At 44.5% G+C, this 24,185-nt stretch carries 23 protein-coding genes and 1 pseudogene; 12 read left to right on the plus strand and 12 right to left on the minus strand.

What is annotated here, in order from left to right; all coding sequences use genetic code 11:
* Positions 1-2: 2 nt before the first annotated feature.
* From QUA80_RS14795 to QUA80_RS14810, 4 genes are all read right to left on the minus strand, one after another.
* Positions 3-410, minus strand: a complete 408-nt coding sequence (locus QUA80_RS14795) for a transcriptional regulator (RefSeq protein WP_333310845.1) — start codon at positions 408-410, stop codon at positions 3-5.
* The gene (locus tag QUA80_RS14800) at positions 385-693 is read right to left on the minus strand and encodes a type II toxin-antitoxin system HigB family toxin (protein WP_333310847.1); all 309 of its coding nucleotides are present in this window, start codon (positions 691-693) and stop codon (positions 385-387) included. Before QUA80_RS14800 ends, QUA80_RS14795 begins: the two co-directional genes overlap by 26 nt.
* Positions 694-813: 120 nt before the next feature.
* Positions 814-3,375: a primosomal protein N' gene (gene priA, locus QUA80_RS14805; protein WP_333425655.1), complete on the minus strand. Its 2,562-nt coding sequence runs from the start codon at positions 3,373-3,375 to the stop codon at positions 814-816.
* Positions 3,376-3,454: 79 nt separating this feature from the next.
* A complete protein-coding gene (locus QUA80_RS14810; RefSeq protein ID WP_333425657.1) occupies positions 3,455-4,525 on the minus strand; it encodes an ATP-binding protein in 1,071 nt (356 codons plus the stop codon).
* 235 nt (positions 4,526-4,760) lie between these two features.
* On the opposite strand from QUA80_RS14810, the gene QUA80_RS14815 reads away from it, so the two are divergent.
* Genes QUA80_RS14815 through QUA80_RS14825 form a run of 3 tightly spaced genes read left to right on the plus strand, consistent with a single transcriptional unit; the run spans position 4,761 to position 6,284 of the window.
* Entirely contained in the window at positions 4,761-5,075 is a 315-nt protein-coding gene (locus tag QUA80_RS14815) for a hypothetical protein (RefSeq protein WP_333425659.1), read from the plus strand.
* Between the two features lie 54 nt (positions 5,076-5,129).
* Entirely contained in the window at positions 5,130-6,074 is a 945-nt protein-coding gene (locus QUA80_RS14820; protein ID WP_333425661.1) for a fused MFS/spermidine synthase, read from the plus strand.
* 39 nt (positions 6,075-6,113) lie between these two features.
* Positions 6,114-6,284, plus strand: coding sequence for a YqaE/Pmp3 family membrane protein (locus QUA80_RS14825; RefSeq protein WP_333425663.1), 171 nt, complete (start codon positions 6,114-6,116; stop codon positions 6,282-6,284).
* A gap of 142 nt (positions 6,285-6,426) precedes the next feature.
* On the opposite strand, the gene QUA80_RS14830 is transcribed toward QUA80_RS14825, so the two are convergent.
* Positions 6,427-7,707: a lipid-A-disaccharide synthase gene (locus QUA80_RS14830; RefSeq protein WP_333425665.1), complete on the minus strand. Its 1,281-nt coding sequence runs from the start codon at positions 7,705-7,707 to the stop codon at positions 6,427-6,429.
* Between the two features lie 36 nt (positions 7,708-7,743).
* Between QUA80_RS14830 and QUA80_RS14835 the strand changes: the two genes are divergently transcribed.
* A complete protein-coding gene (locus QUA80_RS14835) occupies positions 7,744-8,220 on the plus strand; it encodes an ankyrin repeat domain-containing protein (RefSeq protein WP_333425667.1) in 477 nt (158 codons plus the stop codon).
* A gap of 222 nt (positions 8,221-8,442) precedes the next feature.
* On the opposite strand, the gene QUA80_RS14840 is transcribed toward QUA80_RS14835, so the two are convergent.
* Both QUA80_RS14840 and QUA80_RS14845 read right to left on the minus strand, forming a co-directional pair.
* Positions 8,443-10,032 carry a hypothetical protein gene (locus QUA80_RS14840; RefSeq protein WP_333425669.1) on the minus strand — a complete coding sequence of 530 codons (1,590 nt, stop codon included), beginning with the start codon at positions 10,030-10,032 and terminating at the stop codon, positions 8,443-8,445.
* Positions 10,033-10,511: 479 nt separating this feature from the next.
* Complete coding sequence (locus QUA80_RS14845) at positions 10,512-11,654, minus strand: calcium-binding protein (RefSeq protein WP_333425696.1); 1,143 nt, start codon at positions 11,652-11,654, stop codon at positions 10,512-10,514.
* Between the two features lie 45 nt (positions 11,655-11,699).
* Between QUA80_RS14845 and QUA80_RS14850 the strand changes: the two genes are divergently transcribed.
* Positions 11,700-11,936, plus strand: a complete 237-nt coding sequence (locus QUA80_RS14850; RefSeq protein WP_333425671.1) for a hypothetical protein — start codon at positions 11,700-11,702, stop codon at positions 11,934-11,936.
* Here the strand turns inward: QUA80_RS14850 and QUA80_RS14855 are convergent.
* Positions 11,917-12,948: a calcium-binding protein gene (locus QUA80_RS14855; RefSeq protein ID WP_333425673.1), complete on the minus strand. Its 1,032-nt coding sequence runs from the start codon at positions 12,946-12,948 to the stop codon at positions 11,917-11,919. The genes QUA80_RS14850 and QUA80_RS14855 overlap by 20 nt on opposite strands.
* A 155-nt stretch (positions 12,949-13,103) precedes the next feature.
* Positions 13,104-14,087, minus strand: coding sequence for a calcium-binding protein (locus tag QUA80_RS14860; RefSeq protein WP_333425675.1), 984 nt, complete (start codon positions 14,085-14,087; stop codon positions 13,104-13,106).
* A gap of 540 nt (positions 14,088-14,627) precedes the next feature.
* Here QUA80_RS14860 and QUA80_RS14865 point away from each other — a divergent pair.
* The 5 genes from QUA80_RS14865 to QUA80_RS14885 all read left to right on the plus strand — a co-directional run bounded on the left by QUA80_RS14865 (position 14,628) and on the right by QUA80_RS14885 (position 21,591).
* Positions 14,628-18,623, plus strand: a complete 3,996-nt coding sequence (locus tag QUA80_RS14865) for a magnesium chelatase subunit H (RefSeq protein WP_333425677.1) — start codon at positions 14,628-14,630, stop codon at positions 18,621-18,623.
* Positions 18,624-18,701: 78 nt separating this feature from the next.
* A complete protein-coding gene (locus QUA80_RS14870; protein WP_333425679.1) occupies positions 18,702-20,114 on the plus strand; it encodes a DNA (cytosine-5-)-methyltransferase in 1,413 nt (470 codons plus the stop codon).
* A 14-nt stretch (positions 20,115-20,128) separates the two neighbouring features.
* Positions 20,129-20,968, plus strand: coding sequence for a TdeIII family type II restriction endonuclease (locus QUA80_RS14875; RefSeq protein ID WP_333425681.1), 840 nt, complete (start codon positions 20,129-20,131; stop codon positions 20,966-20,968).
* A 64-nt stretch (positions 20,969-21,032) separates the two neighbouring features.
* Positions 21,033-21,371 carry a type II toxin-antitoxin system HicB family antitoxin gene (locus tag QUA80_RS14880; RefSeq protein WP_333425683.1) on the plus strand — a complete coding sequence of 113 codons (339 nt, stop codon included), beginning with the start codon at positions 21,033-21,035 and terminating at the stop codon, positions 21,369-21,371.
* A 13-nt stretch (positions 21,372-21,384) separates the two neighbouring features.
* Complete coding sequence (locus tag QUA80_RS14885; RefSeq protein ID WP_333425685.1) at positions 21,385-21,591, plus strand: type II toxin-antitoxin system HicB family antitoxin; 207 nt, start codon at positions 21,385-21,387, stop codon at positions 21,589-21,591.
* Positions 21,592-21,674: 83 nt separating this feature from the next.
* Here QUA80_RS14885 and QUA80_RS14890 read toward each other — a convergent pair whose 3' ends face one another.
* Both QUA80_RS14890 and QUA80_RS14895 read right to left on the minus strand, forming a co-directional pair.
* On the minus strand, positions 21,675-22,040 hold the full coding sequence (locus tag QUA80_RS14890; protein WP_333425686.1) for a type II toxin-antitoxin system VapC family toxin: 366 nt from the start codon (positions 22,038-22,040) through the stop codon (positions 21,675-21,677).
* Positions 22,041-22,043: 3 nt separating this feature from the next.
* Positions 22,044-22,307: a hypothetical protein gene (locus QUA80_RS14895; RefSeq protein ID WP_333425688.1), complete on the minus strand. Its 264-nt coding sequence runs from the start codon at positions 22,305-22,307 to the stop codon at positions 22,044-22,046.
* Between the two features lie 135 nt (positions 22,308-22,442).
* Between QUA80_RS14895 and QUA80_RS14900 the strand changes: the two are divergent.
* Both QUA80_RS14900 and QUA80_RS14905 read left to right on the plus strand, forming a co-directional pair.
* Positions 22,443-23,019: pseudogene (locus QUA80_RS14900) on the plus strand (Uma2 family endonuclease).
* Between the two features lie 93 nt (positions 23,020-23,112).
* On the plus strand, positions 23,113-23,796 hold the full coding sequence (locus tag QUA80_RS14905; RefSeq protein ID WP_333425690.1) for a Uma2 family endonuclease: 684 nt from the start codon (positions 23,113-23,115) through the stop codon (positions 23,794-23,796).
* Between the two features lie 67 nt (positions 23,797-23,863).
* On the opposite strand, the gene QUA80_RS14910 is transcribed toward QUA80_RS14905, so the two are convergent.
* Complete coding sequence (locus QUA80_RS14910) at positions 23,864-24,106, minus strand: hypothetical protein (RefSeq protein ID WP_333425692.1); 243 nt, start codon at positions 24,104-24,106, stop codon at positions 23,864-23,866.
* Between the last annotated feature and the right edge of the window lie 79 nt (positions 24,107-24,185).

The following is a 24,185-nucleotide window of genomic DNA, read 5'->3' on the forward strand; positions in this document are numbered from 1 at the left end:
GTTCACTCAATAAATGCCGCAGGCGATAGGTGGAAAAACTCAGCTAATTTCTGAATTTGACTCACCGTCAGTTCCCTGTTACCATTCAACACCTCAGCCACCAGAGACTCAGTAGCAAAAATATCAACCAAGTCTTTTTCTGAAAGCTCAGCTTCAACCATCAAAGCCTTGAGCAATTTAATCCCCTTCAGCACAGGCATTGGCTCATGTTTTTGTTCGTAATCATAGACAAGAATACCCAGCACATTTAAGTAATCTCGGTCATCTTGCGTCAGTTTTCGGCGATCCAAAATATAATTAATCCGATTTTGGGTAGCAATTAACTCAGCTTCACAACTAATCGGACGCGGGGGAAAAGCTACGATTAGCTCAATGTAATCGCTACTAGGAGTTTTCAAACCAATCGTCATTTTTCCAATTCTCCTTGTCGTATTCTGAATGAATTAATACACTGCGGACGAATACTATTTGGTATTCATAATCAATAAAACAGATTAGCCGATAATTATTGCCACCAATATTAAAGACTGTAAAATTACCTACTAAGTCAGCGGAGGGAAAGACTTGGCGTACCTCGACAAAATTTTGCCATTCAGCCTCAGAAGTACGCTGATACCATATTAATAGACTTGGTTCAGCATTGGGGTGTTTTTCCCAAAATTCTCTCAGTGGTTTTCGGCTGATGACACGCATTAGATAATTATTTTATTCCTTGCTTGATAAGTATCATAGCTTTTAAGGTGCGTCAGCTTGGAGATTTTCGATTATTGATACAATTGTCGAAGCTGACACACCCTACGATTCCACCACCAATCAACCAAAATTCAACGGATCGACATCAATAGTTAAACTAACAGAACGCGGCGTGCGATCGCGCAATCCGATCAAATCCGACAAATCCACCGACTCATCCAAAGGCAACTTCAGCAAAATCTGCCACCGATAGCGATTTGCCACCCGCATAATCGCCGCAGGTGCAGGCCCCAACAACTCACACCCCGGTACAGACAATCGCTCAATATACTCATGACAAACAGACGCCAATTGTACCGCCGTCACCGCCACTTCCGCCGCATCTACACTGCTCAACCGCAACAAAATCAGCCGCCCCGAAGGTGGATAATTCAGCGCCGCCCTTTCCGCCAATTCCGTCTCCACAAAACCCGCATATTCGTGCCGCCTAACTGCTTGAATAACCCGGTGTTCTGGAGTGTAAGTTTGAATAATTACCCGCCCCGGATCGTCGCCTCTGCCCGCACGGCCCGCGACTTGAGTTAATGTTTGAAAAGCTCGTTCGCTTGCCCGATAATCTGATAAGTTCAGCAACCCGTCAGCAGACACAACTCCCACCAATGTTACTCCAGCTAAATCTAACCCTTTCGTCAGCATTTGCGTACCCAACAAAATGTCAGCTTCCCCATTAGCAAATTGCGTTAACAATCTGCGGTGATCGCCCTTATTTCTAGTCGTATCGCTGTCAAACCGGATTGCCCGCAATTCTGGAAACAATCTCGTTAATTCCTGTTCGACTCGCTGAGTGCCGCTGCCAAAGTTTTTGAAGTAAGGAGAACTGCATTCAGGACAGTTTTGAGGGTGTCGTTCCGTATGGTTGCAGTAGTGACAGCGCAATATTTCTGCTGTCGCTTCGCCGACGTGGTGATAAGACAGGGAAACATCGCAATTCGGGCATTCCATCACATAGCCGCAACTCCGACAAGAGACAAAGGTACTGTGTCCTCTTCTGTGAATAAACAGGATACCTTGCTGTTGTCTTGCTCGCAATTCTTCCAGGGCATTTTGCAGGGAAGCGCTGAAAATTGAGCGGTTCCCTTGCCGCAATTCTTGGCGCATATCGACTATTTCCACAGGCGGCATCGGTCGGGAATAAATGCGATCGGGCAATGATAGATAATGGATATTTGGTAACGAGTAATAATCTCGGCGCGTCCCCACAAAAGTCTCTAAAGCTGGCGTTGCGGAACCCAAAATTAAGGGACAATTTTCTAATTCGGCGCGCCATTTGGCAACGGTGCGGGCGTGGTAGCAGGGGGCTGGTTGGTCTTGTTTGAAGCTGCTGTCGTGTTCTTCATCGAGGATAATTAAGCCGAGGTGAGGTAAAGGTGCGAAAATGGCCGATCGCGTGCCGATGACAATTTGCGGGGTTCCAGTCAGCATCTGACGCCATGTATCGTAACGTTCGCCGTCGGATAGGGCGCTGTGGTAGACGCAAATTTGCTCGCCAAAACGGGCGCGGAATCTGTCTGTAAGTTGGGGTGTCAAACCGATTTCGGGAACGAGTACGAGGGCGGATTTGCCGCTGGCTAAGATTGGGGCGATCGCCTGCAAATACACTTCGGTTTTCCCGGAACCTGTAACGCCGTGCAGCAGCACTTGACGGAATCCCGAAAAAGAGTTAATAAACGCTAAAGCTTCAGCTTGAAAATGAGTTAAAGTTTTGGGTGCATCGGGCAATTGAGAAATTCCGCGATCGCCCCTGAGCACTTCCCTTTGGTCAATTACAACGCTACCTTTTTGCTCCAAAGCTTTGACAACCGAAGAACTCGCGCTGCAAATTCTCAGCAAATCGTTCAGCCACATTTCACCGCCGCCGCGCCGCAAAACTTCCAATACTTCTTGTTGACGCTTGGTTAAATCTGTGACAAATGCACTAGCAATTAATGTCACTGCCGGTTTGAGTTGTGGTTTGGGAGGAGTGGGAGGTTCTAAATAACTTTCTACCCAACCGCGTTTCAATAAATCTTTCAATCCCCGATAACTTCCCTTAACTTGCCCCTGAAGATATTTCCAAGTGTAATCGCCGTTTTTTTGAGATTGCAGCAATTGCAAAATTTGACTGGCTGCGGGATTGAGAAATGTTTCGGCATTCGGAGAAATTGCCTCCTTAATTAAGCGAATTCGGCGCGCGGAACGGCTTAACAAACCGGGCGGCAGCGACGCTCTAATTACTTGAATTAAAGGTGTGCAATAATAGGTGGCAGTGCGATCGAGCAATTCCCAGTAATTAGGCGGGAAAAAACCCGTACTGACAACATCTTCGACATCTTTAACCCGCGCCGGATCTAAGTCGGGCGGCAGTTGAGAAATGTACCGAATCGCGATCGCCCCTACCTGTTGACTGCCAAAGGGTACACTCAAAATATCCCCCGGTTGCACGGTAAGTTCCGCAGGTAAACGATAGGTAAATAACTTATTTTCCTCCCCAGGGGAGTCCCCCGCAACCCTGAAAGGAGAGTCCACCAATACCTCGATCCACTCTGCTTGCAGGGTGGGGCGCTGTGGCGGTTCGCTGCTGCCGTAGGATGCCCCGGCCTCTGCCGCTATAGGGGTTGACAAACCAAAAGTGACAGTAGACATAGGGTTGCACATCAAACTAGGAGGAGCTGCGGTCAAAGGGAGTTTTCATTATCCCTCAGTTTAGCTCGATCGATCGATCTTAGCTGCGGGAATTGGCGATCGGAATCTCGATCGCCAATTCAGTCCCTTCTCCAATTGCGGAGGAGCACTCCAACCTCCCGCCGTGTTTGTCCACAATAATTTGATAGCTAATTGACAGTCCCAAACCCGTCCCGTGACCAACTGGTTTGGTGGTGAAAAACGGATCGAAAATTTTCGCTCTCACAGCTTCATTCATGCCAATACCATTATCTTTGATGCTAATTTTTGCCCAATTTTTCGAAATAATAGAAGTAGTAATTGCCATCTGGCTGGGGTTGGCTTCTATCTCCGCTATGGAACTCTTTTGCTCTCGCTCTCGCAGGGCATCAATAGCATTATTAATGATGTTCATGAACACCTGATTTAATTGCCCTGCATAACATTCAACTTTAGGTAAATTTCCATAACTTTTAACAATTTTTATAGCAGGAAAACCAGCTTTTTCTTTCGTTAAATGCTGCACAATTAACAGCGTACTTTCAATCCCTTCGTGAATGTTAACCGGTTTCTTTTCGGCTTCATCTACCCGCGCAAAGTTGCGTAAAGTTAGCACAATTTCGCGGATGCGCTCGGAGCCAACTTTCATTGACGAAAGAGTTTTCAACAAATCTTCGCGCAGAAAGTCGAGGTCAATTTTTTCAAGAAAATCCTCAATCTCTGCATCTGTTTCGGGATACCGATCCTGGTACATTGCTAGCAATTTTAAAATGTCGCCCGTGTAGTCATTGACATAGGTAATATTGCCGTAGATGAAGTTGACGGGATTGTTGATTTCGTGGGCGATACCAGCTACCAAAATTCCCAAAGCCGACATTTTTTCGGCTTCGATCAATTTGAGCTGCATTGCTTGCTGGTTTAAGAGAGATTTTTCTAGTGTAGACATTCTTGCTTTTACAATATTTTCGTAATCTCTAAAATCCTCAGTAACTTTTTTTAGCAAAGATTCTGTTTTTTGATTAACGGCTTCTAATTGGCTGCGTTCGGTTTCCGAAGTTTCGAGTTTTTCCTGTAGGACTTGATTTGCCTTTTCCAGCTCTTTGATTCTGTTTTTCCAGTCTGTTGGTTCCATCGGCTGCTATTTTAAACCTAAAAATATTGTTATAAAAGTTTCATGATGAATAGTTTTTCCGTTGATTTGTTTATAAAATATTCCCACCTTTTTTCGGCAGTTTCGTAATAAAAATTAAAGATATGCTTTGTTTTGCTAGCTATAAAAATATTATCTAAGATACATTCAAAATGTCAAGTTATCAATAACAAATCCGGTTAAAACAGACGGTCACTTTTCTTCCGCGCACTCGCATTTGCAGGGTTGTCATCGGATTGTTGAGAAATCAGCAGGCCGATCGCAAACTTATCAAGGCGGGCCCAGCCCGACAAATTGTCCGATTCAGACAACATTTGTACAAAACCCGCCGGCAATGCAAAGCGAAAATATTAAATGTGAGTGCGATCGACCGGGGCCGACGGGAAAAGTGCGATCGACGGGGGGCGCGGCCCACCAGCAATCTCAAGTACCAAGCCAATTGCTCCCAGAACGCAATCACACTATAGCATTGCTGAAAAATCTCACTTTAATGTGTCGATCGTACTCACACACCCGCACCATTTTGTGTTAAGAACTACTACTTGTGACAACATCGACACAGCAATTTATATTTGGAGAGTAATTGATGTCAGGTAGCGAAGTTCGTGCAGACTTTTGGATGAGCGAGTACATTACCCCTTGGGATATTTACGTTCACGGCGTCATCGCGGTGCTTGCTTACAAAAAAACAGCCTATCAAGAAATGTACGTAGTTCAGACCGGTACTTACGGCAAAGGCTTAGTTTTAGACGGTAAGTGGCAATCTTGTACAGGCGACGAGTTTCTGTACCACGAACCCTTGGTACACCCAGCCATGATTTGTCACGGTTCCCCCAAAAAAGTCCTCGTTCTCGGCGGCGGAGAAGGAGCTACAATTAGAGAAGTGCTGCGCTGGAAAACAGTTGAAAAAGTCGTGATGATCGACATTGACGGCGAAGTAGTAGAAGCTTGCCGCGAACACCTGCCAGAAATGCACCAAAATGCCTTTGACGATCCCCGCTGCGAAGTAGTAATCGGCGATGCTTTGGACTATTTAGACAAAACAGACAAAGATTGGGATATTGTCATTTCTGACTTGTCCGATCCCATTGAAGAAGGCCCATCTTTCCAGTTGTTTACCAAGGAGTATTTTGAGAAAGTTCGCAGCGTAATGTCACCTAACGGATATTTCGTAGTGCAAGCGGGCCCAGTTTCTCCGGCAGAAATGAAAATGCACGCTCGCATTGTAAATACCCTGAAATCTGTTTTCTCCAACGTTCAATCCTGCACCAGCTTTATTTCTACTTACGGAGCTCCTTGGGGTTTTGCGATAGCTTCTAATCAAGAAATAAATACGCAACCCGAACCGGCAGTTACTGACAAATTACTTGCCGAGAAAACAACTGGCGGGTTGCGGATGTTCGACGGAATTACACTGTTGGGCTTGATGCAACTTCCCGGTCACTTGCGGCAGGTAATCGCCGCTGAAACCGAAGTTTACACTATGGCAGCACCGCCGAAGTTTTTCGGGAAAGGCTCTGTCAGTCAGTGAAGTTAAATTGAAAGAGAAAATTCGTTTGGAGTAACTGAGATGAGCAGTTTAATTCGCATAGTTGCTGCAATTTTTATTCCCCCGCTGGGTGTATTTTTGACTGTAGGCCTCGGCACTGATTTTTGGATCAACCTGGTTCTAACCTGTTTTTTCTGGTTTCCGGGTATGATCCACGCCATTTGGATAATTGCCAAGCACGATCGAGCTTAACTTGAGGGCCTATCCAGTTTTGGGATAATAAACAGGCAAGAGAAAATAAAATTTCTTTTGCCTGTTTTCACCAATTAATCCGTATTAAATCTGCGTTCATCCGCGTTCATCTGCATTCATCTGCGGTTAAAAATAAACAAATCTAATTCTTATCTGAATTTGATTGCACCTCAATTTCTTCACAAACCAATTCAGCAATTTTTTTCGCCGCCCCCGATTCTCCTCGAACCGCACGCAAACGATCGCCCATTTGTGCTAATTTTTCAGGATGGCTCAAATAGTCGATCGCCAATTGAGCAATTACTTCCGGTTCCAGCTTCCCAATTAACTCCGGCACAATCTCCTCCTGTGCCCAAATATTCGGCCAAGCATAAAGCTTTCCCTTTCCCAATTGCCAGATTAGCCAATTAATCGCCGTAGCAAAAACTGAACCGACTAACGGCAAATTTGCCAGCAATCCCGGCAATCCGTCCCAAGCTTTCATCGCATCCAATTGCTGCGTCGGAATCAAAACAATCATCGGTACAGCTAACGAACCCAATTCGGCAGTATTGGCTCCCACAGTAGTTAAACACAGGCTGCATTCTGATAGCAAATCGTAGGCGGGCGTCTGCGTCCAAAGTTCTACTTGCAAGTTATTTGCTGTCTGCAAAAACGGCCGTTCTGTTAACTGAAGTTCGGCGCTAGCGTTCTCAAATAAATGCAGGCAAGGATTGTGTTCAGGGTCGGCAAAACGTGCTAGAGTTTGCACATCTATGGTAGGAGCAACGGGAATTACAAAGCGAGTTTCAGGGCGGATGCGGTGGATGGATTGGGCGATCGACAAACATAACGGTACACCTAAAGCTAATTTGGCAGCTTTAGAACCGGGCAACAATCCAATTAATTCAATTTTCCGTAGGGGCGGTGTCCCCGTGCCAGCCCTGCCCGATTTCCCGTTCCCTACTTCCGCGATCAAATCTCCGACAACTGTAAATTTCTTAGCATATTTTTCGGGAATTTTAGCAAAAACTTCTGGTTTCATCGCCGCAAATTTGTCAATCCAGCGATACCACCGCGCGTCCCATTCAGCATAAATAACAGTGCGATATTTGAGTCTTTTGCCAATAACAACTGTAAAAAATTGGTCGCCGCCTAAAAACAAAACAACTCCTGTTTCGTGCCAATCCCAATTTTCAGCAGTTTTGCCCGACAATAAGAATGGAAAAAAATGCTCCGGTGCTTGCACTCTGTCAACTTCTGGGTAGGAAAATGCAATTTGCGCTTCTTTCCCGGTGGCGTGCGGACAGGGGGACAGCACCACAGAGATTCGCGCTTGAGTGCCCGCGTTTCGCAATTGCTCGCGCAAAGCTTGCACGGCGGGACGCACCCAAGTTGCCAATTCTCCGGGGCCGTTGGAGAGGATTAAAATATCTACTGCCATAGGATTTAAGATTTGAGAGGATGCAAGGGAGATTTTATGACAGATTTAATTAATGCCGTCAAAACGGGTGATGTTGCTGCTGTAGAAAGTGCGATCGAACAGCGTGCAGATATCAATGTCAAGGATGAGGAAGGTGCGACGGCTTTGACGGCTGCGGCTGAGGCTGGCAGTTCGGCGATCGTCAAAAAATTGCTGGCTGCAGGTGCGGATGTCAACAGTCACGACAATGACGGGTGGACGCCGTTAATGAGTGCCGCTGCTGCCGGACATACCGAGATTGTACAGCTTTTGCTGGAGGCGGGAGCGGATGTGAATGCTAAAACTAATTTTGGTTTGACGGCTTTGATGAGTGCTGCAGGTAGCGGGCGCACTCAAGTTGTGGAATTTTTAATCGATAAAGGAGCTGATATCAAAGCTAAGGATAATAATACTTGGACTGCGTTAATTTGGGCGTCTTCGGAGGGCCACAAAGATGCGGTTGATGTTTTGAAGCTAGCGCGCGATCGGGCTTAATTATTCACAGGAATTACGCATTAAGGCCAGAGAAACCGGGTTTTTCATCTAATCTGTGGACTCTAACGAAGATTTTCGTAAAAAAACCCGGTTTCTGACTACCCCATGCGTCCAGAACTACATTCAGAAACTGGGTTGATTCAAGAAACCGGGTTTATAATTAAACCCGGTTTACGAGAGTCTGTGCGTAAGTCCTGTTAAAAAAATCAATCAACCCGGTTTCTAGCCAAGCAAGAAAGGAAAATCATAAATGTCAGCAAGTTGAGGAAAAGTCTGTTGTTTCAAATTTAATCCAGCACCTCCCTCAAGAATTGCAATTCTATCTCCTCCTCTTGATATGACTAAATCTCCACCCACTGGAGATATTTGATAGTTACTGAATTTGCCTGATAGCTGGAGTGCATCTCCCTGACTGGGATTGAAGCCGCGAATCCGAGCCTCACCCGGGCCTAAGTACAATTCTTGAGTGCTAGGTTGACCGCCCGGTGGTGGCGAAGTATTGTCATAAGCCAAAATAAAAGTATCAGCACCTTCGCTACCAATCAAGGTATCAAATTCGTTGCTGCCGTCGCTGAAATAACGCTCATCAAAATCAACTCCAATAATTGTCGATTTTCCCTTGCCAAAACCAGTCACAACATCATTCCCAGTAGTCCCGACAAAAGTTGCAGATCGATTGGTTTCAAATTGCCCAACTTTTGTATACTGATCGAGACCTGAAGCAAAACTTCCTGCTTGAACAGCCGCAGCAACATCGGGATTGCTTGCTAAATATCCAGTTTCCCAAAAGTTATCCAATACAGAAACTTTATCAAAAATTAAGAGGTCGCGCCCCCGATTTACGAAAAACGGCATATTCTGACCGCCCTCGACTATAGCTACCGGTGCGAAAGCCCTAATCGGCCCGACACTAATCCTCAAATCTCCATTAGGAGTATTGTTCAACATATAGTTGCCTCGCGTTCCCGCTAGGCGGATCTTATCGGCTTGCGGGTCAAAGTTTTTAACCGTAGCATAGTTGGTGTTGCTAATCCCCCCGTAGAATTGACCACCATTCACATCGGAAAAATCCCCAACACCGAGCACGAAAGTATCAGTACCGTTACCGCCAGTTAGGGTGTCGTTTACGGGGGGGGAGGGAAAATCGGAAGGTTTTTCATAAACTCGATCGCCCGCCGCATTTAGAGATACTTGAACGCCAATAATTTCAACATTTCCCACACCAAATCCATTTACAATGTCAGTGGCTTTAGTACCGACAAATGTAGCAGATCGCGCTGGCTCAAATTGTCCAAATTTTCGGTAGTGTTCCCCACCTGTTTTGAAAACTCCCGCTTTGACTGCTGCTGCAACATCGGGGTTTTTCAGCAAGTATTCGGGTTCAAAAAAGGTGTTTGCATAAAAACCTTCTTTCGCTCCGAATTTGACAAAGTGCTGAAATCCTGATTTAAAAGTTCCGTTTTGTAGAAACGGCACAAGTACCGGGTATCGTTTTAAATAAAATTCTTCGTCGTAGTCAGGCGATACTTGGGTGCGGCCTTCATCGTAACCAAACTGGATAAAGTGGTCTAAACCAGAGGCAAAAGGCGCGTTTGGATTGTTTGGGGTGCGAACTAATGGCGCGATTTCTTGATTTTGAGCTAGATAAGTATTTTCGTCAAAGTAACGGGATACTTGCGTGAGGCCGGCGGCTTGACCGAACTTTTCAAAGTGTTCTCTGCCAGATTTGATAATGCCTGCATCAATAGCAGGTTTCACCCAAGGATATTGTGAAAGGTAGTATTGTTCGTCAAAAATGTCATAATTTGTCATAATTTTGGCTCCAAGCTTAGTCTGCTTACTTGTCGATTAAACTTGACCCACTATACCTCACTCTAGTAACTCAGTATGTCAAGTTAATTATTTTTAAGGCTGTTTTATTCTAAACTTCCCCATACAAATTTACTAACAGTCCTAAAACTCTTACTCAACAAATGATGCAACTGTTGAGCTGAAAATTTGTACCCATCGAGAGGCAATAGCTGACGCAGGATCTGGGGTTCAATTGTTGTAGATTCAATATCATGACCGATCGCAAACAGGCATCAATCATCTACATGGGTACACAAAGTTTTACTCAACAATTGAAACCTTTGCGCTCTGATACTTTTGAGTCTTTGTAAGTATTTTTGCTGAGGGAAGTTCAATTTATTGTTTTCATGGCAAACACAACAGCGCGATCGCCCATTTTGTTGAATGTGGGATCGCACTCCCAGCAGCAATCAGGCAAATCCTGAATATCTTCGAGATTTCTATCCAATTAAAAATGTAAGAGTGTTAGATGATGGTAATTGATTCAAAGTCAGATCTCCGCCGCCTTCAATAACAGCGATCGTGTCAGGGATGCCATTATTGATTGGTATCAGTCCATTTATAGTCTCGATAAAGCCCTTCCTTTGGATAGCTAAATCTCGATTATTGTTGATGGGAAACACCGAGAATTCATCTAAGTAAGAGTCTGCTGGGAATATTTCTCCTAGCTGAATGCTATCCTGACCTTTGGTAAAGTTCCGAATTGTAGCAAAGCCCGGCCCGATGTAGAACTTTCGCGTGACTGGAGACAACCGCGGAACGTCGAAGTAACCATTACTCAGCATAAATGTATCGCGGCCGCTACCGCCAATGAAAGTATCGAATTCATCGCTGCCCCTACTTTCAGCCGATACGTTGTTGACTCGCCCGTTGCTGGGATACAAACCTACTTCAACTCCAATTAATTGAACTTTCCCCACCCCAAAACTGGTGAGGATGTCATTCCCAGAAGTTCCGACAAAAGTCGCAGACCGACTAGGCTCATTTTTCCCGAAATTGAAGTAATGTTCCAGACCAGTTTTCAAAGCTCCCGATTGGACAACCGATAGAATGTCGGGGTTGTTTTGTAAGTATCCTATTTCTAAAAATGAAGTTCCAATCAATTGACCATATTTGACTTCGGGAAACGGTCGTTGAACGTCGGGGCCAGTTTGTAAGTATCCTGTTTCTAAAAATGAAGTTCCAAATGCACCATCTTTGATGCCGAATTGAATGAAGTGCTGGTAGCCATTTTTCAAAGTTCCATTTTGAATGGACGGCTGCAACTGTCGGTTATTTGCCAGATAAAACGCTTCGTCGTAGTCAGGCGATACGCGGGTGCGACCTTCTTCGTAACCATATTGGATAAAGTGGTCTAGTCCGGTCGCAAAAGGTGCATTTGGGTTGTTGGGGGTGCGGACTAAGGCAGCGATATCTGGGTTGCCAGCAAGGTAAGTAGCTTCGTCAAAATACCGCGATACTTTTGTTAAGCCCCCGGCTTGACCGAATTTTTGAAAGTGTTCTAATCCCGATTTGATGACTCCTGCATCAATGGCGGGTTTGACCCAAGGATATTGAGCGAGGTAGTATTTTTCGTCAAAAATTGCGAACTAGCCATGTTTTCCTCCTGCGGCTTTAATGAGATGTTTATGCAATTTATCACTCATCAAAAACTGACACAATACCCGCTCGGGTTATTTTTTCCAAGTGTCAGTCAAATCTCACTTAAGCTCTATAAAGATGTCGTAATTCATCGTTGTTTATTTGAGAGCGTCAAGTGCGATCGCGAAAGGCGAGGTGTTGGCAGAGAAAAGTGCGATCGCACCGACAGCATCCAAAAGAAAATTCTGAATAGCTTCGATATTTCTACCCAAGTAAAGCTCTAAAACCACTAGAGTCTGGTAATAAATTCAAACTGAGATTTCCGCCGCCTTCAATAACAGCAAGTGTGTCAAAGCGACTGGTTTCAGGAACTCCATTTTGACCGACGACGGGCAAGCCGTTCGTTTGGATAGCTAAATCTCGATTATTATTGATGGGAAACACCAATAATTGCTCTAAGGAAGTCCCTCGAAGCTGGATGCTATCCTGACCTTTGGTAAAGTTCCGAATAGTCGCAAAACCCGGCCCGATGTAGAACTGTTGGGGGCTGAACGCACCCCCCGCAGTGCCCAGTGAAAAGTCGCCGAGCACGAATTTATCGCTGCCGCTACCGCCAGTTAGAGTATCGAATTCATTGCTGCCGTCACTTTCATACCGTCGGAGGCCGTTAGCAGATCCTACTTCAACTCCTATTAATTCGACCTTCCCCACCCCTACGCCAGTGAGGATATCATTGCCGGGAGTTCCGACAAAAGTTACCGGCCGACCGGTCGGATCGAATTGCCCAACCTTGAAATAGTATTCGCGAGGGGTTTTCAAGGTTCCAGATACGATCAGCCCAGCGGCCTCGTTATTGAAGAATTGCGGTTCAAAGAAAGAAGTAGGCAACCTACCGTCTTTGGCCCCGAATTGAATGAAATGCTGGTAGCCATTTTTAAAAGTTCCATTCTGAATAAAAGGCTGCAAATCTCGGTTAGTTGCGAGATAAAACACTTCGTCATACTCAGGCGATACTTGGCTGCGGCCCTCTTCGTAACCGTATTGGATAAAGTGATCTAAGCCTGTAGCAAAAGGCGCGTTAGGATTGTTGGGGGTGCGGACAAAGGGTTTAAGGTCTGGATTTCCCTCAAGGTAAGTATCTTCGTCAAAATACCGCGATATTTTTGTGAGGCCGGCGGCTTGACCGAATTTTTCAAAGTGTTCTCTTCCAGATTTGATGATTCCTGCATCAATGGCTGGTTTCAGCCACGGATATGACGCAAGGTAGTATTGTTCGTCGAAGATATCGTAATTCATAGTTTGCTGTTTAAAGAATGTAAAGTGCGATCGTACTTTTTTATAGAACCATCGCCCACCACCAATAAAAAATCATTAATCATCAGCATTAGCTAATGACTAATGACTAATGACTAATGACCAATGACCAATAACCAATGACCAATGACCAATGACTATCCAATCAAGAAAGTACCGTTGCCGTTAGATTCTTGGAAAGTCAAACCCAAGCTTGCTCCTCCTTCAATCACGCCGAGCACGTCTCCAAAACGCTGGATTGACAAATTGCTGCCAATGGGAGTCAGGCTGTAGCCGTTTAAAGAAGTTCCTTGCAGTTGGATAAAATCGCTTTCTATGTCGAAGTTGCGGATCGTAGCTTGACCGTTACCCAAATACAGCGGTGTCGCGGTGACATTCCCCGCTGTAGCAGGAACTCCGAGTACGAATGTATTAGTTCCCGGAGCACCAATCAAGACATCGAATTCATTGGTGCCAAAGCTTTCATACTGTCGGTTGCGTTGCGAATCTAGACCTACTTCCACTCCCACGAGTTCGACATCCCCGACGCCAACACCAGTTAAAACATCGTTGCTGCGGCTGCCGACAAAAGTTGCATCGCGGGCCGGCTCGTTTTTCCCGAAATTGAAGAAGTGTTCCCGACCGGTTCTCAAGTTTCCAGAGTTGACAAACGGTACAATGTCGGGGTTTTCTTTTAAGTATTCCGGTTCAAAAAATGAAGTCCCAAACCGACCGTCTTTGATTCCGAATTTAATGAAATGGTCGAAGCCTGATTTGAAAGTTCCGTTCTGAACGAACGGTCGGACATCTGAGTTGTTTGCTAAATAAAAATTTTCGTCGTACTCAGGCGATACTTGGGTGCGGCGTTGTCCTTCATCGTAACCGAACTGGATAAAGTGATCGAGGCCGGTCGCAAAAGGTGCGTTTGGATTGACTGTGCGGACAAAGGGTGCTAGGTCTGGATTCCCAGCAAGGTAAGCATTTTCGTCAAAATAACGCGATACTTTAGTTAGACCGCCTTCTCGCCCGAATTTTTCAAAGTGTTCTCTCCCGGATTTGATGACTCCTGCGTCAATGGCTGGTTTGACCCAAGGATATGAGGCGAGGTAGAACTGTTCGTCGAAAATTGCGTAGTTAGCCATATTTCCCCCTAAAGTGTTGATGAGTTGGAGCGTGAATACCGATTAGTTTTCCATGAATTCGATCGCCGATCGGGAATTTACACAAAACAGATGTTATGAAATGGTTTTAAGTTCCTGGTAAAATGTCAAAGTCAAAAAATTTGACTCAGCAATTATCCGAAGGCTACATTCTGCCTTCACAAATTATGCCTTTTTTCCATCTGTTAATTGCTCGATCGCAAGTTTGATCGGTTCTACAAAACTTGGAACTTTTTTCAGGATTTCTTTCTCAATGGTTGGTTAATTTTTAATTATTTTTATCCAACCCATTAATCCTATACATATTAAATAATATTTGTCAAGTTAAATTATGTAAATAAATTTTGGAGTATTTGCTCAAGGAATTTATAAAAAAATGTAACGAAAAATTGCCATAAATTTGTCGAATTGTGTCATGTGCAGGCTCAAATCGCCTAATGGCAAGCGTTTTCTGGTAAAAATGCTTATGGGATAAAAAAATTCCCGATTCCCGAAAACAGCATCTTAAAGGAGCCTAACCGGATGTTCACTCACGTCAAGCCCACCATTCGCCACGTTGTGCCGGAAAACTTGCAGGGGCGATCGCTCATGAAGGTGGTCTATGTCGTACTGGAACCGCAGTATCAAAGCGCCCTGTCGGCAGCGGTTCGATCGATAAACCAGAAAAATCCGAATCTGGCAATAGAAATCAGCGGCTACCTGATCGAGGAACTCCGCAGCCCGGAAAATTACGAGGCCTTCAAGCGGGATGTGGCGGATGCCAATGTATTTATTGCTTCTCTAATTTTCATCGAAGATTTGGCAGAAAAAGTGGTAGCGGCAGTTGAACCGCTGCGCGACAGCTTGGATGTCGCCGTCGTCTTCCCGTCGATGCCAGGGGTGATGCGGCTCAATAAAATGGGCAGTTTCTCGATGGCACAGTTGGGACAAAGCAAAAGTGCGATCGGCGAATTCATGAAAAAACGGAAGGAAAAATCCGGGAGTTCCTTCCAAGACGGAATGCTGAAACTGCTGCAAACTTTGCCGAAAGTGCTGAAATATTTGCCGATCGACAAAGCCCAAGATGCGCGAAACTTCATGCTGAGTTTCCAGTATTGGCTGGGCGGTTCCCAAGAAAACTTGGAAAACTTCTTGCTGATGCTGTCACATAAATATGTTTTCAAAGGACAGGAACAGTTAACTTTTGAAGAGCCCGTTGTCTACCCGGACATGGGAATTTGGCATCCTTTGGCACCGTCGATGTTTGAGGATGTCAAAGGATACCTCACCTGGTACAACGCCCGCAAAGATATTTCGGCAGACCTCAAAGACCCCCTCGCACCTTGCATCGGCTTGGTGTTGCAGCGGACTCACTTAGTCACGGGAGATGACGCGCACTATGTAGCAATGGTGCAGGAATTGGAGGCAATGGGGGCGCGGGTGGTGCCGATTTTTGCCGGCGGTTTGGACTTCTCAAAACCAGTCGAAACTTTCTTCTTGGAAGTTGGGGCCAAAGGTGTTGCACCGCTGCCAATAATTGATGCAGTCGTTTCTCTGACAGGTTTTGCGCTGGTGGGCGGCCCGGCGAGACAAGATCACCCGAAGGCGATCGAATCTTTGAAAAAATTAAATCGCCCTTACATGGTGGCTTTGCCGTTGGTTTTCCAAACGACGGAAGAGTGGGAAAATAGCGATTTAGGCTTGCACCCGATTCAAGTTGCTTTGCAAATTGCCATTCCCGAGTTGGATGGCGCGATCGAACCGATCATTTTGTCGGGAAGAGACGGTGCAACTGGCAAGGCGATCGCCCTGCAAGATAGAATCGAAGCAATTTCCCAGCGCGCCATGAAATGGGCGATGCTGCGCCGCAAACCAAAATTAGATAAGAAAGTTGCGATTACAATTTTCAGTTTTCCCCCCGATAAAGGCAACGTCGGAACAGCAGCATATTTAGATGTTTTCGGCTCGATTTATGAAGTAATGAAAGGCTTAAAAGGCAACGGATACGACTTGCCAGAATTGCCAGATTCCGCCGAAAAACTGATGCAAGAAGTCATCCACGACGCAACAGCCCAATACCAAACTCCCGAATTGAATATTGCTTACCGGATGTCCGTAGCCGAGTATGAAGAATTCACTCCTTACTCGGAACGCTTGCAAGAAAATTGGGGCCCGCCTCCGGGACATTTGAACAGCGACGGACAAAATTTGCTGATTTTCGGCAAACATTTCGGCAATGTGTTTATCGGAGTTCAACCTACTTTTGGATATGAAGGCGATCCGATGCGGTTGTTATTCTCTCGTTCCGCCAGCCCGCACCACGGTTTTGCTGCTTACTATACATATTTGGAGCGCATTTGGGGTGCGGATGCGGTGCTGCACTTTGGCACTCACGGTTCGCTAGAATTCATGCCCGGTAAGCAGATGGGAATGTCTGGGGATTGTTATCCCGACAGTTTGATCGGCAAAATTCCCAATATCTATTATTACGCCGCCAACAATCCCAGCGAGGCAACAATTGCCAAGCGCCGCAGTTATGCTGAAACAATCAGCTATCTGACTCCTCCGGCTGAAAATGCTGGTTTGTACAAAGGTTTGCAGGAACTCAGCGAGTTAATTGGTTCTTATCAAACTTTGAAAGAGACTGGCCGCGGTGTGCCGATTGTGGATGCGATCGTCGAAAAATGCCGTTTGGTGAATTTGGACAAAGATATCGCCCTACCTCCCGAACAAGAAAGAGGGGTGGCTGCGGGAATGACGGCCCAAGAACGGGACAATTTAGTTGGCTTGGTTTACCGCAAATTGATGGAGATTGAGTCGCGGTTGTTACCTTGCGGTTTGCACGTTATCGGTAAGCCGCCGACTGCGGAAGAGGCGATCGCAACTTTGGTGAATATTGCCAATTTAGACCGCGAAGAAGACGGGCTGATCGGCTTGCCGCGAATTATCGCTAACAGTCTCGGACGCGATATCGGCGAAATTTACACTAACAGCGACAAAGGCATTTTAGCTGATGTTGAATTGCAGCAAAACATCACTTTGGCCTGTCGGGATGCCGTTGGCGCTTTAGTGAAGGAACAAACCGATGCTGAGGGTAGAGTTTCCCTGGTTTCTAAGTTGAATTTCTTCAACATGGGCAAGAAAACACCTTGGATTGATGCCTTGCACGCCGCCGGTTACAAAAAAATCGATCCAGAACCGATTAAACCGCTGTTTGAGTATCTAGAATTCTGCTTGCAGCAAGTTTGTGCCGACAACGAATTAGGTGCTTTGTTGCGCGCGTTAGAAGGCGAGTATGTTATGCCCGGCCCCGGTGGCGATCCGATTCGCAACCCGGATGTTTTGCCGACTGGCAAGAATATGCACGCTTTAGACCCGCAGTCAATCCCTACAACGGGGGCGGTTAAGTCTGCTAAGGTTGTAGTCGATCGGCTGTTAGAAAGACAGCGCGTTGATAACGGCGGAAATTACCCAGAAACCATCGCCGTTGTGTTGTGGGGAACCGACAACATCAAAACCTACGGTGAATCCCTCGCGCAAGTAATGTGGATGGTGGGAGTGAAGCCAGTTCCCGACGCATTGGGCCGGGTAAACAAACTCGAATTGCTTTCTTTAGAAGAGTTGGGACGCCCTCGGATCGACGTAGTAATTAACTGTTCCGGCGTCTTCCGCGACTTGTTCGTCAACCAAATGAATTTGTTAGATAAAGCCGTGAAAATGGCAGCGGAAGCCGACGAACCGTTAGAGATGAACTTCGTCCGCAAACACGCCCTGAAGCAAGCGGAAGAAATGGGGATTAACCTGCGGCAAGCAGCAACCCGCGTATTTTCCAATGCCTCTGGTTCCTATTCATCTAACATCAACTTGGCGGTGGAAAACAGCACCTGGGAAAGCGAAGCCGAGTTGCAGGAAATGTATTTAGCCCGCAAATCCTTCGCCTTTTCTTCCGACAATCCCGGAACAATGGAACAAGACCGGCAGATTTTTGAATCATCCTTGAAAACTGCGGAAGTCACCTTCCAGAACTTGGATTCTGCGGAGATTTCCCTAACCGACGTGTCGCACTATTTTGACTCAGATCCGACTAAATTGATCGGCAGTTTGCGCGGGGATGGGAAGCAACCGGCATCCTTTGTTGCTGATACGACGACAGCCAACGCGCAGGTGCGGACGCTATCAGAAACCGTGCGTTTAGATTCGCGGACTAAGCTGCTGAATCCGAAGTGGTATGAGGGGATGTTGTCGCACGGTTATGAAGGCGTGCGGGAGATTTCTAAGCGTCTGGTGAATACAACTGGATGGAGTGCTACGGCGGGCGCTGTGGATAATTGGGTGTATGAGGATGTCAACACTACGTTTATCCAAGATGAGGAGATGCAGAAGCGTTTGCTGAATCTAAATCCTCATTCTTTCCGCAAGATTGTCAGCACTTTGCTTGAGGTGAACGGCCGGGGTTATTGGGAGACTTCGGAGAGTAATCTCGATCGTCTGCGTGAACTTTATCAGGAGGTGGAAGACCGGATTGAGGGAGTAGAATAGGATTGTAGTGTAGGGCAGGCCCAAAAGCCTGCCCAAATCGACTATCTTATGTCTAAGTTCAGTCCTAACGAAAATCAAATGAATCCAACTGTTGATGCCAAACAACTCGAATTATTTGAACTATTTAAGCCAAATTCTCTCAAAAATGCTCGATCGCCCTTTACATTTGCAGACTTATTTGCTGGAATCGGTGGTTTTAGAATACCTCTGGAAGAATTGGGAGGACAATGTTTGGGATATTCAGAAATTGACAAAAAAGCCATTCAAACTTATCGCAAAAATTTTATTAAAGATGACTATTCAGACGAGGCATATTTAGGAGATATTACTAATCTCAATAAATTGCCTTTTGACATAGATGTATTAGTCGGTGGCGTTCCCTGTCAACCTTGGTCGATCGCGGGTAAATTACAAGGTTTAGACGATCCAAGAGGTCAGCTATGGAGAGATGTGTTTAGAGTAGTCAAAGCCAATCGTCCCAAAGCTTTTATCTTTGAAAATGTCAAAGGCTTGACCGAACCAAGAAATATAGAAAGCTTGAAATACATAATTAATAATTTGACAGCATCTGGTTATGTTGTGAAATACGAAGTGCTAAATTCCTATGATTTTGGGCTCCCGCAAGATAGAGATAGATTGTTTCTTGTTGGCATTAGGAACGACATTGAAAAATCCTGGGGATTTACATTTCCTAAACCCCTCGTTAGCGAAGCCCGCCCCTACGGGGGCTACGCCAACGAAGAGGATCGCCAGATAAAACTTTATGATGTAATACCAGGAATTGAGCGCAGCAATTTTCGGAAAAAAAAATTTCCCCCAAGCGTTTTATTTGATGGCAAAATCCCGGCTTCCCGAGGCAGATTTCAAAAAATAGATGAATTAAATGACTTCTTTTTATTTACCGATATTAGAGACGGACATACTGCCATTCATTCTTGGGACTTAATAGAAACAACCAGCCGGGAGAAATTAATTTGTCAAACAATCATGAAAAATAGAAGAAAAAATATTTATGGAGAAAAGGACGGCAATCCTTTGGAATTTAAAGTGTTAAAAACGCTCGTACCAGAGTTACAACCTGCAGAACTCGATCGCTTGGTTGCGAAAGACATTTTGCGGACTGTAGGTAGTAAAGGTTATGAGTTTGTGAATTCTAAAATATCTTCAGGAATTAACGGAATTTCTAAGATTTTCTTGCCTCATGCAGATGCGATAGCAACTTTAACTGCAACTGGGACAAGAGATTTTGTAGCCACAATCTCGATCGAATGTCAAGAACCTGCTGCATACAAGCAAACCTTTATTAGGGAAATCTATCACAAGCAAAAATTCCAACCTCTAACTGCAAGAGATTACGCAAAATTGCAAGGATTTCCTGAATGGTTCAAGATTTATGAAAATGAAAATACAGCCAAGCATCAACTAGGTAATGCGGTATCAATACCTGTGGTTTATCATTTAGCGAAAGCCTTACTCGACATTATTTTGTAATTGTGAGTTTAGATATGGCAGCTATTAGCACAAAACAGCGAGAAAAAATCAAAGGATATCTTGAAGGTTTTATTCAGGGCATCATAGATGAATATAAAGGGCGTGTTATTCAGAAACCAACGACTGCAATAGAGTACCTGTCACGAAATTCAATTAATGGAGAATTAAAACCTTTTCAAGCTGCACTAATTCCACCCGAATTAATCCGCATCAATCAATTTGAGCGAGGTTTAAGTACCCGATTGGGAAACTCTCTTGAAGAATGTGCTCGCCTAATTGCCATTGAATACCATCAAGATGCGCGTCGAGGATACGATATAAGAGGAGAAGTCAGTATTGCAGCTTTTGCAGAAGCAGAACGCCAGAAAGAATATTATGAATCTATGGCTAACAGAGGACAAGCTAAACCATCTTTTGAGCAGATGGTAACAGCAGTGTTTAATGCTAGACGAGAAGATGATTTAGTCACAAAAACTGTACGCGCTGACCTTTATATTTTTGCTAATGACGGAACAGAATACTTATTTGAAATCAAATCTCCTAAACCAAATAAAGGTCAATGCTTAGAAGTTATTCAGCGTTTGTTGAGGTTTCACTTACTGCGGGGTGCAAAGCGTTCGCAATTGCAAGCTTACTACGCAATGCCTTACAATCCATATGGTGTAACAAAAGCTGTTTATAAGTGGTCTCAGGCAAGAAATTATCTGCCTTTTGATGAAGCTGTAGTTATTGGAGATGAATTTTGGAATATTGTAGGCGGAGCTACTGCTTATGAGGAATTATTGGAAATATATTTAGAAGTGGGACACGATAAAAGTAAATATATGTTGGATGCTTTAGCCTTTGGATTCTAAGGATTGAAAAAAAATAAAAGGCGATCGCCCCTCCACTATTAAAATAAGAAAAAGTATTACAGCCATGATGAATTACAAAGGTTACAGTGCTAGCATTGAGGTAGATTTAGAAGCGGAAATTCTTTTCGGGCGAGTCCTAGATATTAATGACGTAGTGACTTTTAAAGCACAAACTATTGAAGAAGCTAGCCAAGAATTCCAAAATTCTATCGATGATTATCTAGAGTTTTGCAAAGAATTAGGACAGGAACCTGATAAACCCTTTTCAGGTAAACTTTCCTTCCGCACTACTCCCGAACATCACCGCAAAATCTTTATTGCGGCCAAGAAGGCTGGCAAAAGTATTAACAACTGGATGGATGAGGTTTTAATTAGAGCAGCAGATCAAGCAATTAACACTTAATTAGCTTAGGATAATGAAGTATGAAATCATCATATACTGGAGTGAGGAAGACCAGGCATTTATTGCAGAAGTGCCTGAATTGCCGGGATGTGCTGCGGATGGCGAAACTTATCAAGAAGCACTGCAAAATCTAGAGATTATTATGCAGGAGTGGATAGAAACGGCTAACGCACTGGGTCGTCCTATTCCTCAACCGAAAGGTCGATCAATGTTTGCGTAGTTGAAATAGAATCAGAGGCGATCGCCCTTATTTCCCCAAAGCGCGTGAAGCGAAGCTATCCCGTAGGGAATCGCCGGTCTTTATTAAACCTCAAACGGGTTAATCAGTGTGAGTTCAGCAATCCACCGAAAATCCCCTATATTTCTTGTTACTAAAGTTCTATCATGTACCAAAGCTGTTGCCGCAATAATAGCATCCCCAAGTGTCATTCTCCTTATTTGTCGCAACAGCACTGCGCGATCGAGTACAGCGTTAGAAATTGGTACAACCTCCACCACACCAAAGAATTCCTCAAAGTACAATCTATACTCTTCAGTTAGCCGATGATAACCCAAGATTTCAAGGTAACTTATTGCCGATACAACTATGTCATTTTCGCCAATAAAATGCCTAATCTGCGAGTTTTCTGGCTGGGAAGCGTAGATAATAATATTACTGTCTAGCAGCATTCATTATTCATCCCTACCTGGAAGTGGACGGTCTTGACGCAAATCTCGCTGCCATTCCACCGGATCGCTAATATCAACAAAGACATTACTTGCTGCAATTTTTTCCAATATTTCAAATATTCTCTGACGGCGAAACTCCGCACTTAAAGTCGATCGCTCTTCTTGCAAAGTAACGTAAACTCTGACAGGGCGATCGCCTTGTCTTGGAACGTCATTAGCCCATTCTAAAAGGTTTCCCTTCAATATAGCCTCAAATATTCGTTGCATAGCTAATATCCACTATTATCTATTTTTACTATTATATCTCAATTCGGAATTCTGGGAAAAGCGATCGCCCCTCTAGACTTAGTTAAGGTGATACAATCGTTAATAAATGTCGTTTAGCCACGATAAAATACTGCTATGACTACCCTCACCCTCAACCTCAATCCAATTATTAAGCTGACAGACGATCAGTTTTTTAAACTCTGCCAGGAGAATGAAAATATTAGATTGGAACGCACAGCGAAAGGAGAATTAATTATCATGTCACCAGCAGGAGGAGAAACTAGCAGCAGCAGTGCAGGATTAACTGCACAGATTTGGATTTGGAATCAGCAAAATAGACTGGGTAAAGTTTTTGATTCCTCTGGCGGTTTTAAACTTCCCAATGGGGCCGATCGGTCTCCTGACGCTTCTTGGGTAAAATTAGAACGCTGGAATGCACTAACTCCCGAACAACAAAAGAAATTCCCCCCCCATTTGTCCTGATTTTGTCGTTGAGTTAATGTCTCCCAGCGATAGTTTGAAAGAAACTCAGGATAAGATGAAAGAGTATCGAGATAATGGTGCTGTTTTAGGTTGGTTAATTAATCGCAAATCACGGCAAGTAGAAATTTACCGTCTAAATCAAGAAGTTGAAGTGCTAGAATCTCCAGCCTCTGTATGCGGTGAAGATTTTCTCCCCGGATTTATTTTGAATCTTGAATCAATCTGGTAATGTACGCGTGTGCGAAGCTATCCCGCTCTTAATCGCACCTGTCCAATGTTCAATAGAGTAAAATAGAGTTAAAGTTCTCGTGGAGTATTTGCAATGGTTCAAACCCAGGCTTACAGTAAAGAAGAGCTTGCAGGTTCTCACCTGGTTTTACATGATATCACTTGGGAAACTTACGAACACTTGTTAGAAATATTTGCCGAACGTTCAACGCCGCGCATGACTTACTACCAAGGAACTTTGGAACTTATCGTACCTTTACCAGAACATGAAACCTATAGCTGGACTCTCGGACGACTAATTGTAGCGCTGTCTGAGGAAATAGGGATTGAAATTATCGGACTAAAATCATCTACTTGGCGTTCGGAACCGAAAAAAGCTGGTAAAGAAGCTGATGAATGTTTCTATATTCAAAATGAAGCTTTTATGCGGGGAAAGTTAACTATCGATCTCAAAAATGACCCGCCGCCAGACTTAGCTGTGGAAATGGATTTGACTAGCTCATCAATCCCTAAAATGGCGGTTTATACAGAACTTAAAGTACCGGAGGTTTGGGTTTGGAAGAAGGGGAAACTAATAATTAACATTTTAAATGATACGGATTATGTCGAGTCGGAAACCTGTTTGGCATTTGCCTCGTTTCCAGTCAAAGAACTCGCACAGTTTATGCACCTAGACTCAGAAAAGGGAGAGAATGCGAGAATTAGAGAGTTTCGGGAATGGGTGCGATCGCACTTACAGAATCAGCTACGCTACGGAAACGGCACTGCCGTCTCCTAGAAGTCCGGACACGGAAATGGCAGTGCCGTTTCCCTAGGGATATCGCGTCGATCAACCTGATTTGATATCAGTTAGAAAGATACTGAGTTTTTACATACTGCTTCAACAGGCGATTCAAACTAAACAAAGTTATCTGTTCCTGTTCTATTGCATCCAACAAAACCAGATTTGCGATCGATCGCACTGCTTTGACTATTTCTGAGGGCGAAAATGGTATTTTGTTTAAAGTGAACTTCCCCAATTGACAAAAAGCGCAGGCCGTCAATCGCAAGACTTTTAAAGATTTTTGCCTCTGGTTTACTGGGTACAAAGTATAGTCATTTCAAATAAAAAAGAGACACTATTGAGCGCAGTAGGCACAGATAAGTTCATCTAAAGATGTCCCAGCA

The sequence above is a fragment of the Microcoleus sp. F4-D5 genome, from assembly GCF_036704885.1.
Lineage (GTDB): Bacteria > Cyanobacteriota > Cyanobacteriia > Cyanobacteriales > Microcoleaceae > Microcoleus.

Excerpts from the sequence above, each read along its gene's own strand:
- QUA80_RS14795 (WP_333310845.1), bottom strand. The coding sequence starts at position 410 with ATGACGATTGGTTTGAAAACTCCTAGTAGCGATTACATTGAGCTAATC.
- QUA80_RS14800 (WP_333310847.1), bottom strand. The coding sequence starts at position 693 with ATGCGTGTCATCAGCCGAAAACCACTGAGAGAATTTTGGGAAAAACAC.
- priA (WP_333425655.1), bottom strand. The coding sequence starts at position 3,375 with ATGTCTACTGTCACTTTTGGTTTGTCAACCCCTATAGCGGCAGAGGCC.
- QUA80_RS14810 (WP_333425657.1), bottom strand. The coding sequence starts at position 4,525 with ATGGAACCAACAGACTGGAAAAACAGAATCAAAGAGCTGGAAAAGGCA.
- QUA80_RS14820 (WP_333425661.1), top strand. The coding sequence starts at position 5,130 with ATGTCAGGTAGCGAAGTTCGTGCAGACTTTTGGATGAGCGAGTACATT.
- QUA80_RS14825 (WP_333425663.1), top strand. The coding sequence starts at position 6,114 with ATGAGCAGTTTAATTCGCATAGTTGCTGCAATTTTTATTCCCCCGCTG.
- QUA80_RS14830 (WP_333425665.1), bottom strand. The coding sequence starts at position 7,707 with ATGGCAGTAGATATTTTAATCCTCTCCAACGGCCCCGGAGAATTGGCA.
- QUA80_RS14835 (WP_333425667.1), top strand. The coding sequence starts at position 7,744 with ATGACAGATTTAATTAATGCCGTCAAAACGGGTGATGTTGCTGCTGTA.
- QUA80_RS14840 (WP_333425669.1), bottom strand. The coding sequence starts at position 10,032 with ATGACAAATTATGACATTTTTGACGAACAATACTACCTTTCACAATAT.
- QUA80_RS14850 (WP_333425671.1), top strand. The coding sequence starts at position 11,700 with ATGCAATTTATCACTCATCAAAAACTGACACAATACCCGCTCGGGTTA.
- QUA80_RS14855 (WP_333425673.1), bottom strand. The coding sequence starts at position 12,948 with ATGAATTACGATATCTTCGACGAACAATACTACCTTGCGTCATATCCG.
- QUA80_RS14860 (WP_333425675.1), bottom strand. The coding sequence starts at position 14,087 with ATGGCTAACTACGCAATTTTCGACGAACAGTTCTACCTCGCCTCATAT.
- QUA80_RS14865 (WP_333425677.1), top strand. The coding sequence starts at position 14,628 with ATGTTCACTCACGTCAAGCCCACCATTCGCCACGTTGTGCCGGAAAAC.
- QUA80_RS14870 (WP_333425679.1), top strand. The coding sequence starts at position 18,702 with ATGAATCCAACTGTTGATGCCAAACAACTCGAATTATTTGAACTATTT.
- QUA80_RS14875 (WP_333425681.1), top strand. The coding sequence starts at position 20,129 with ATGGCAGCTATTAGCACAAAACAGCGAGAAAAAATCAAAGGATATCTT.
- QUA80_RS14880 (WP_333425683.1), top strand. The coding sequence starts at position 21,033 with ATGATGAATTACAAAGGTTACAGTGCTAGCATTGAGGTAGATTTAGAA.
- QUA80_RS14885 (WP_333425685.1), top strand. The coding sequence starts at position 21,385 with ATGAAGTATGAAATCATCATATACTGGAGTGAGGAAGACCAGGCATTT.
- QUA80_RS14890 (WP_333425686.1), bottom strand. The coding sequence starts at position 22,040 with ATGCTGCTAGACAGTAATATTATTATCTACGCTTCCCAGCCAGAAAAC.
- QUA80_RS14895 (WP_333425688.1), bottom strand. The coding sequence starts at position 22,307 with ATGCAACGAATATTTGAGGCTATATTGAAGGGAAACCTTTTAGAATGG.
- QUA80_RS14905 (WP_333425690.1), top strand. The coding sequence starts at position 23,113 with ATGGTTCAAACCCAGGCTTACAGTAAAGAAGAGCTTGCAGGTTCTCAC.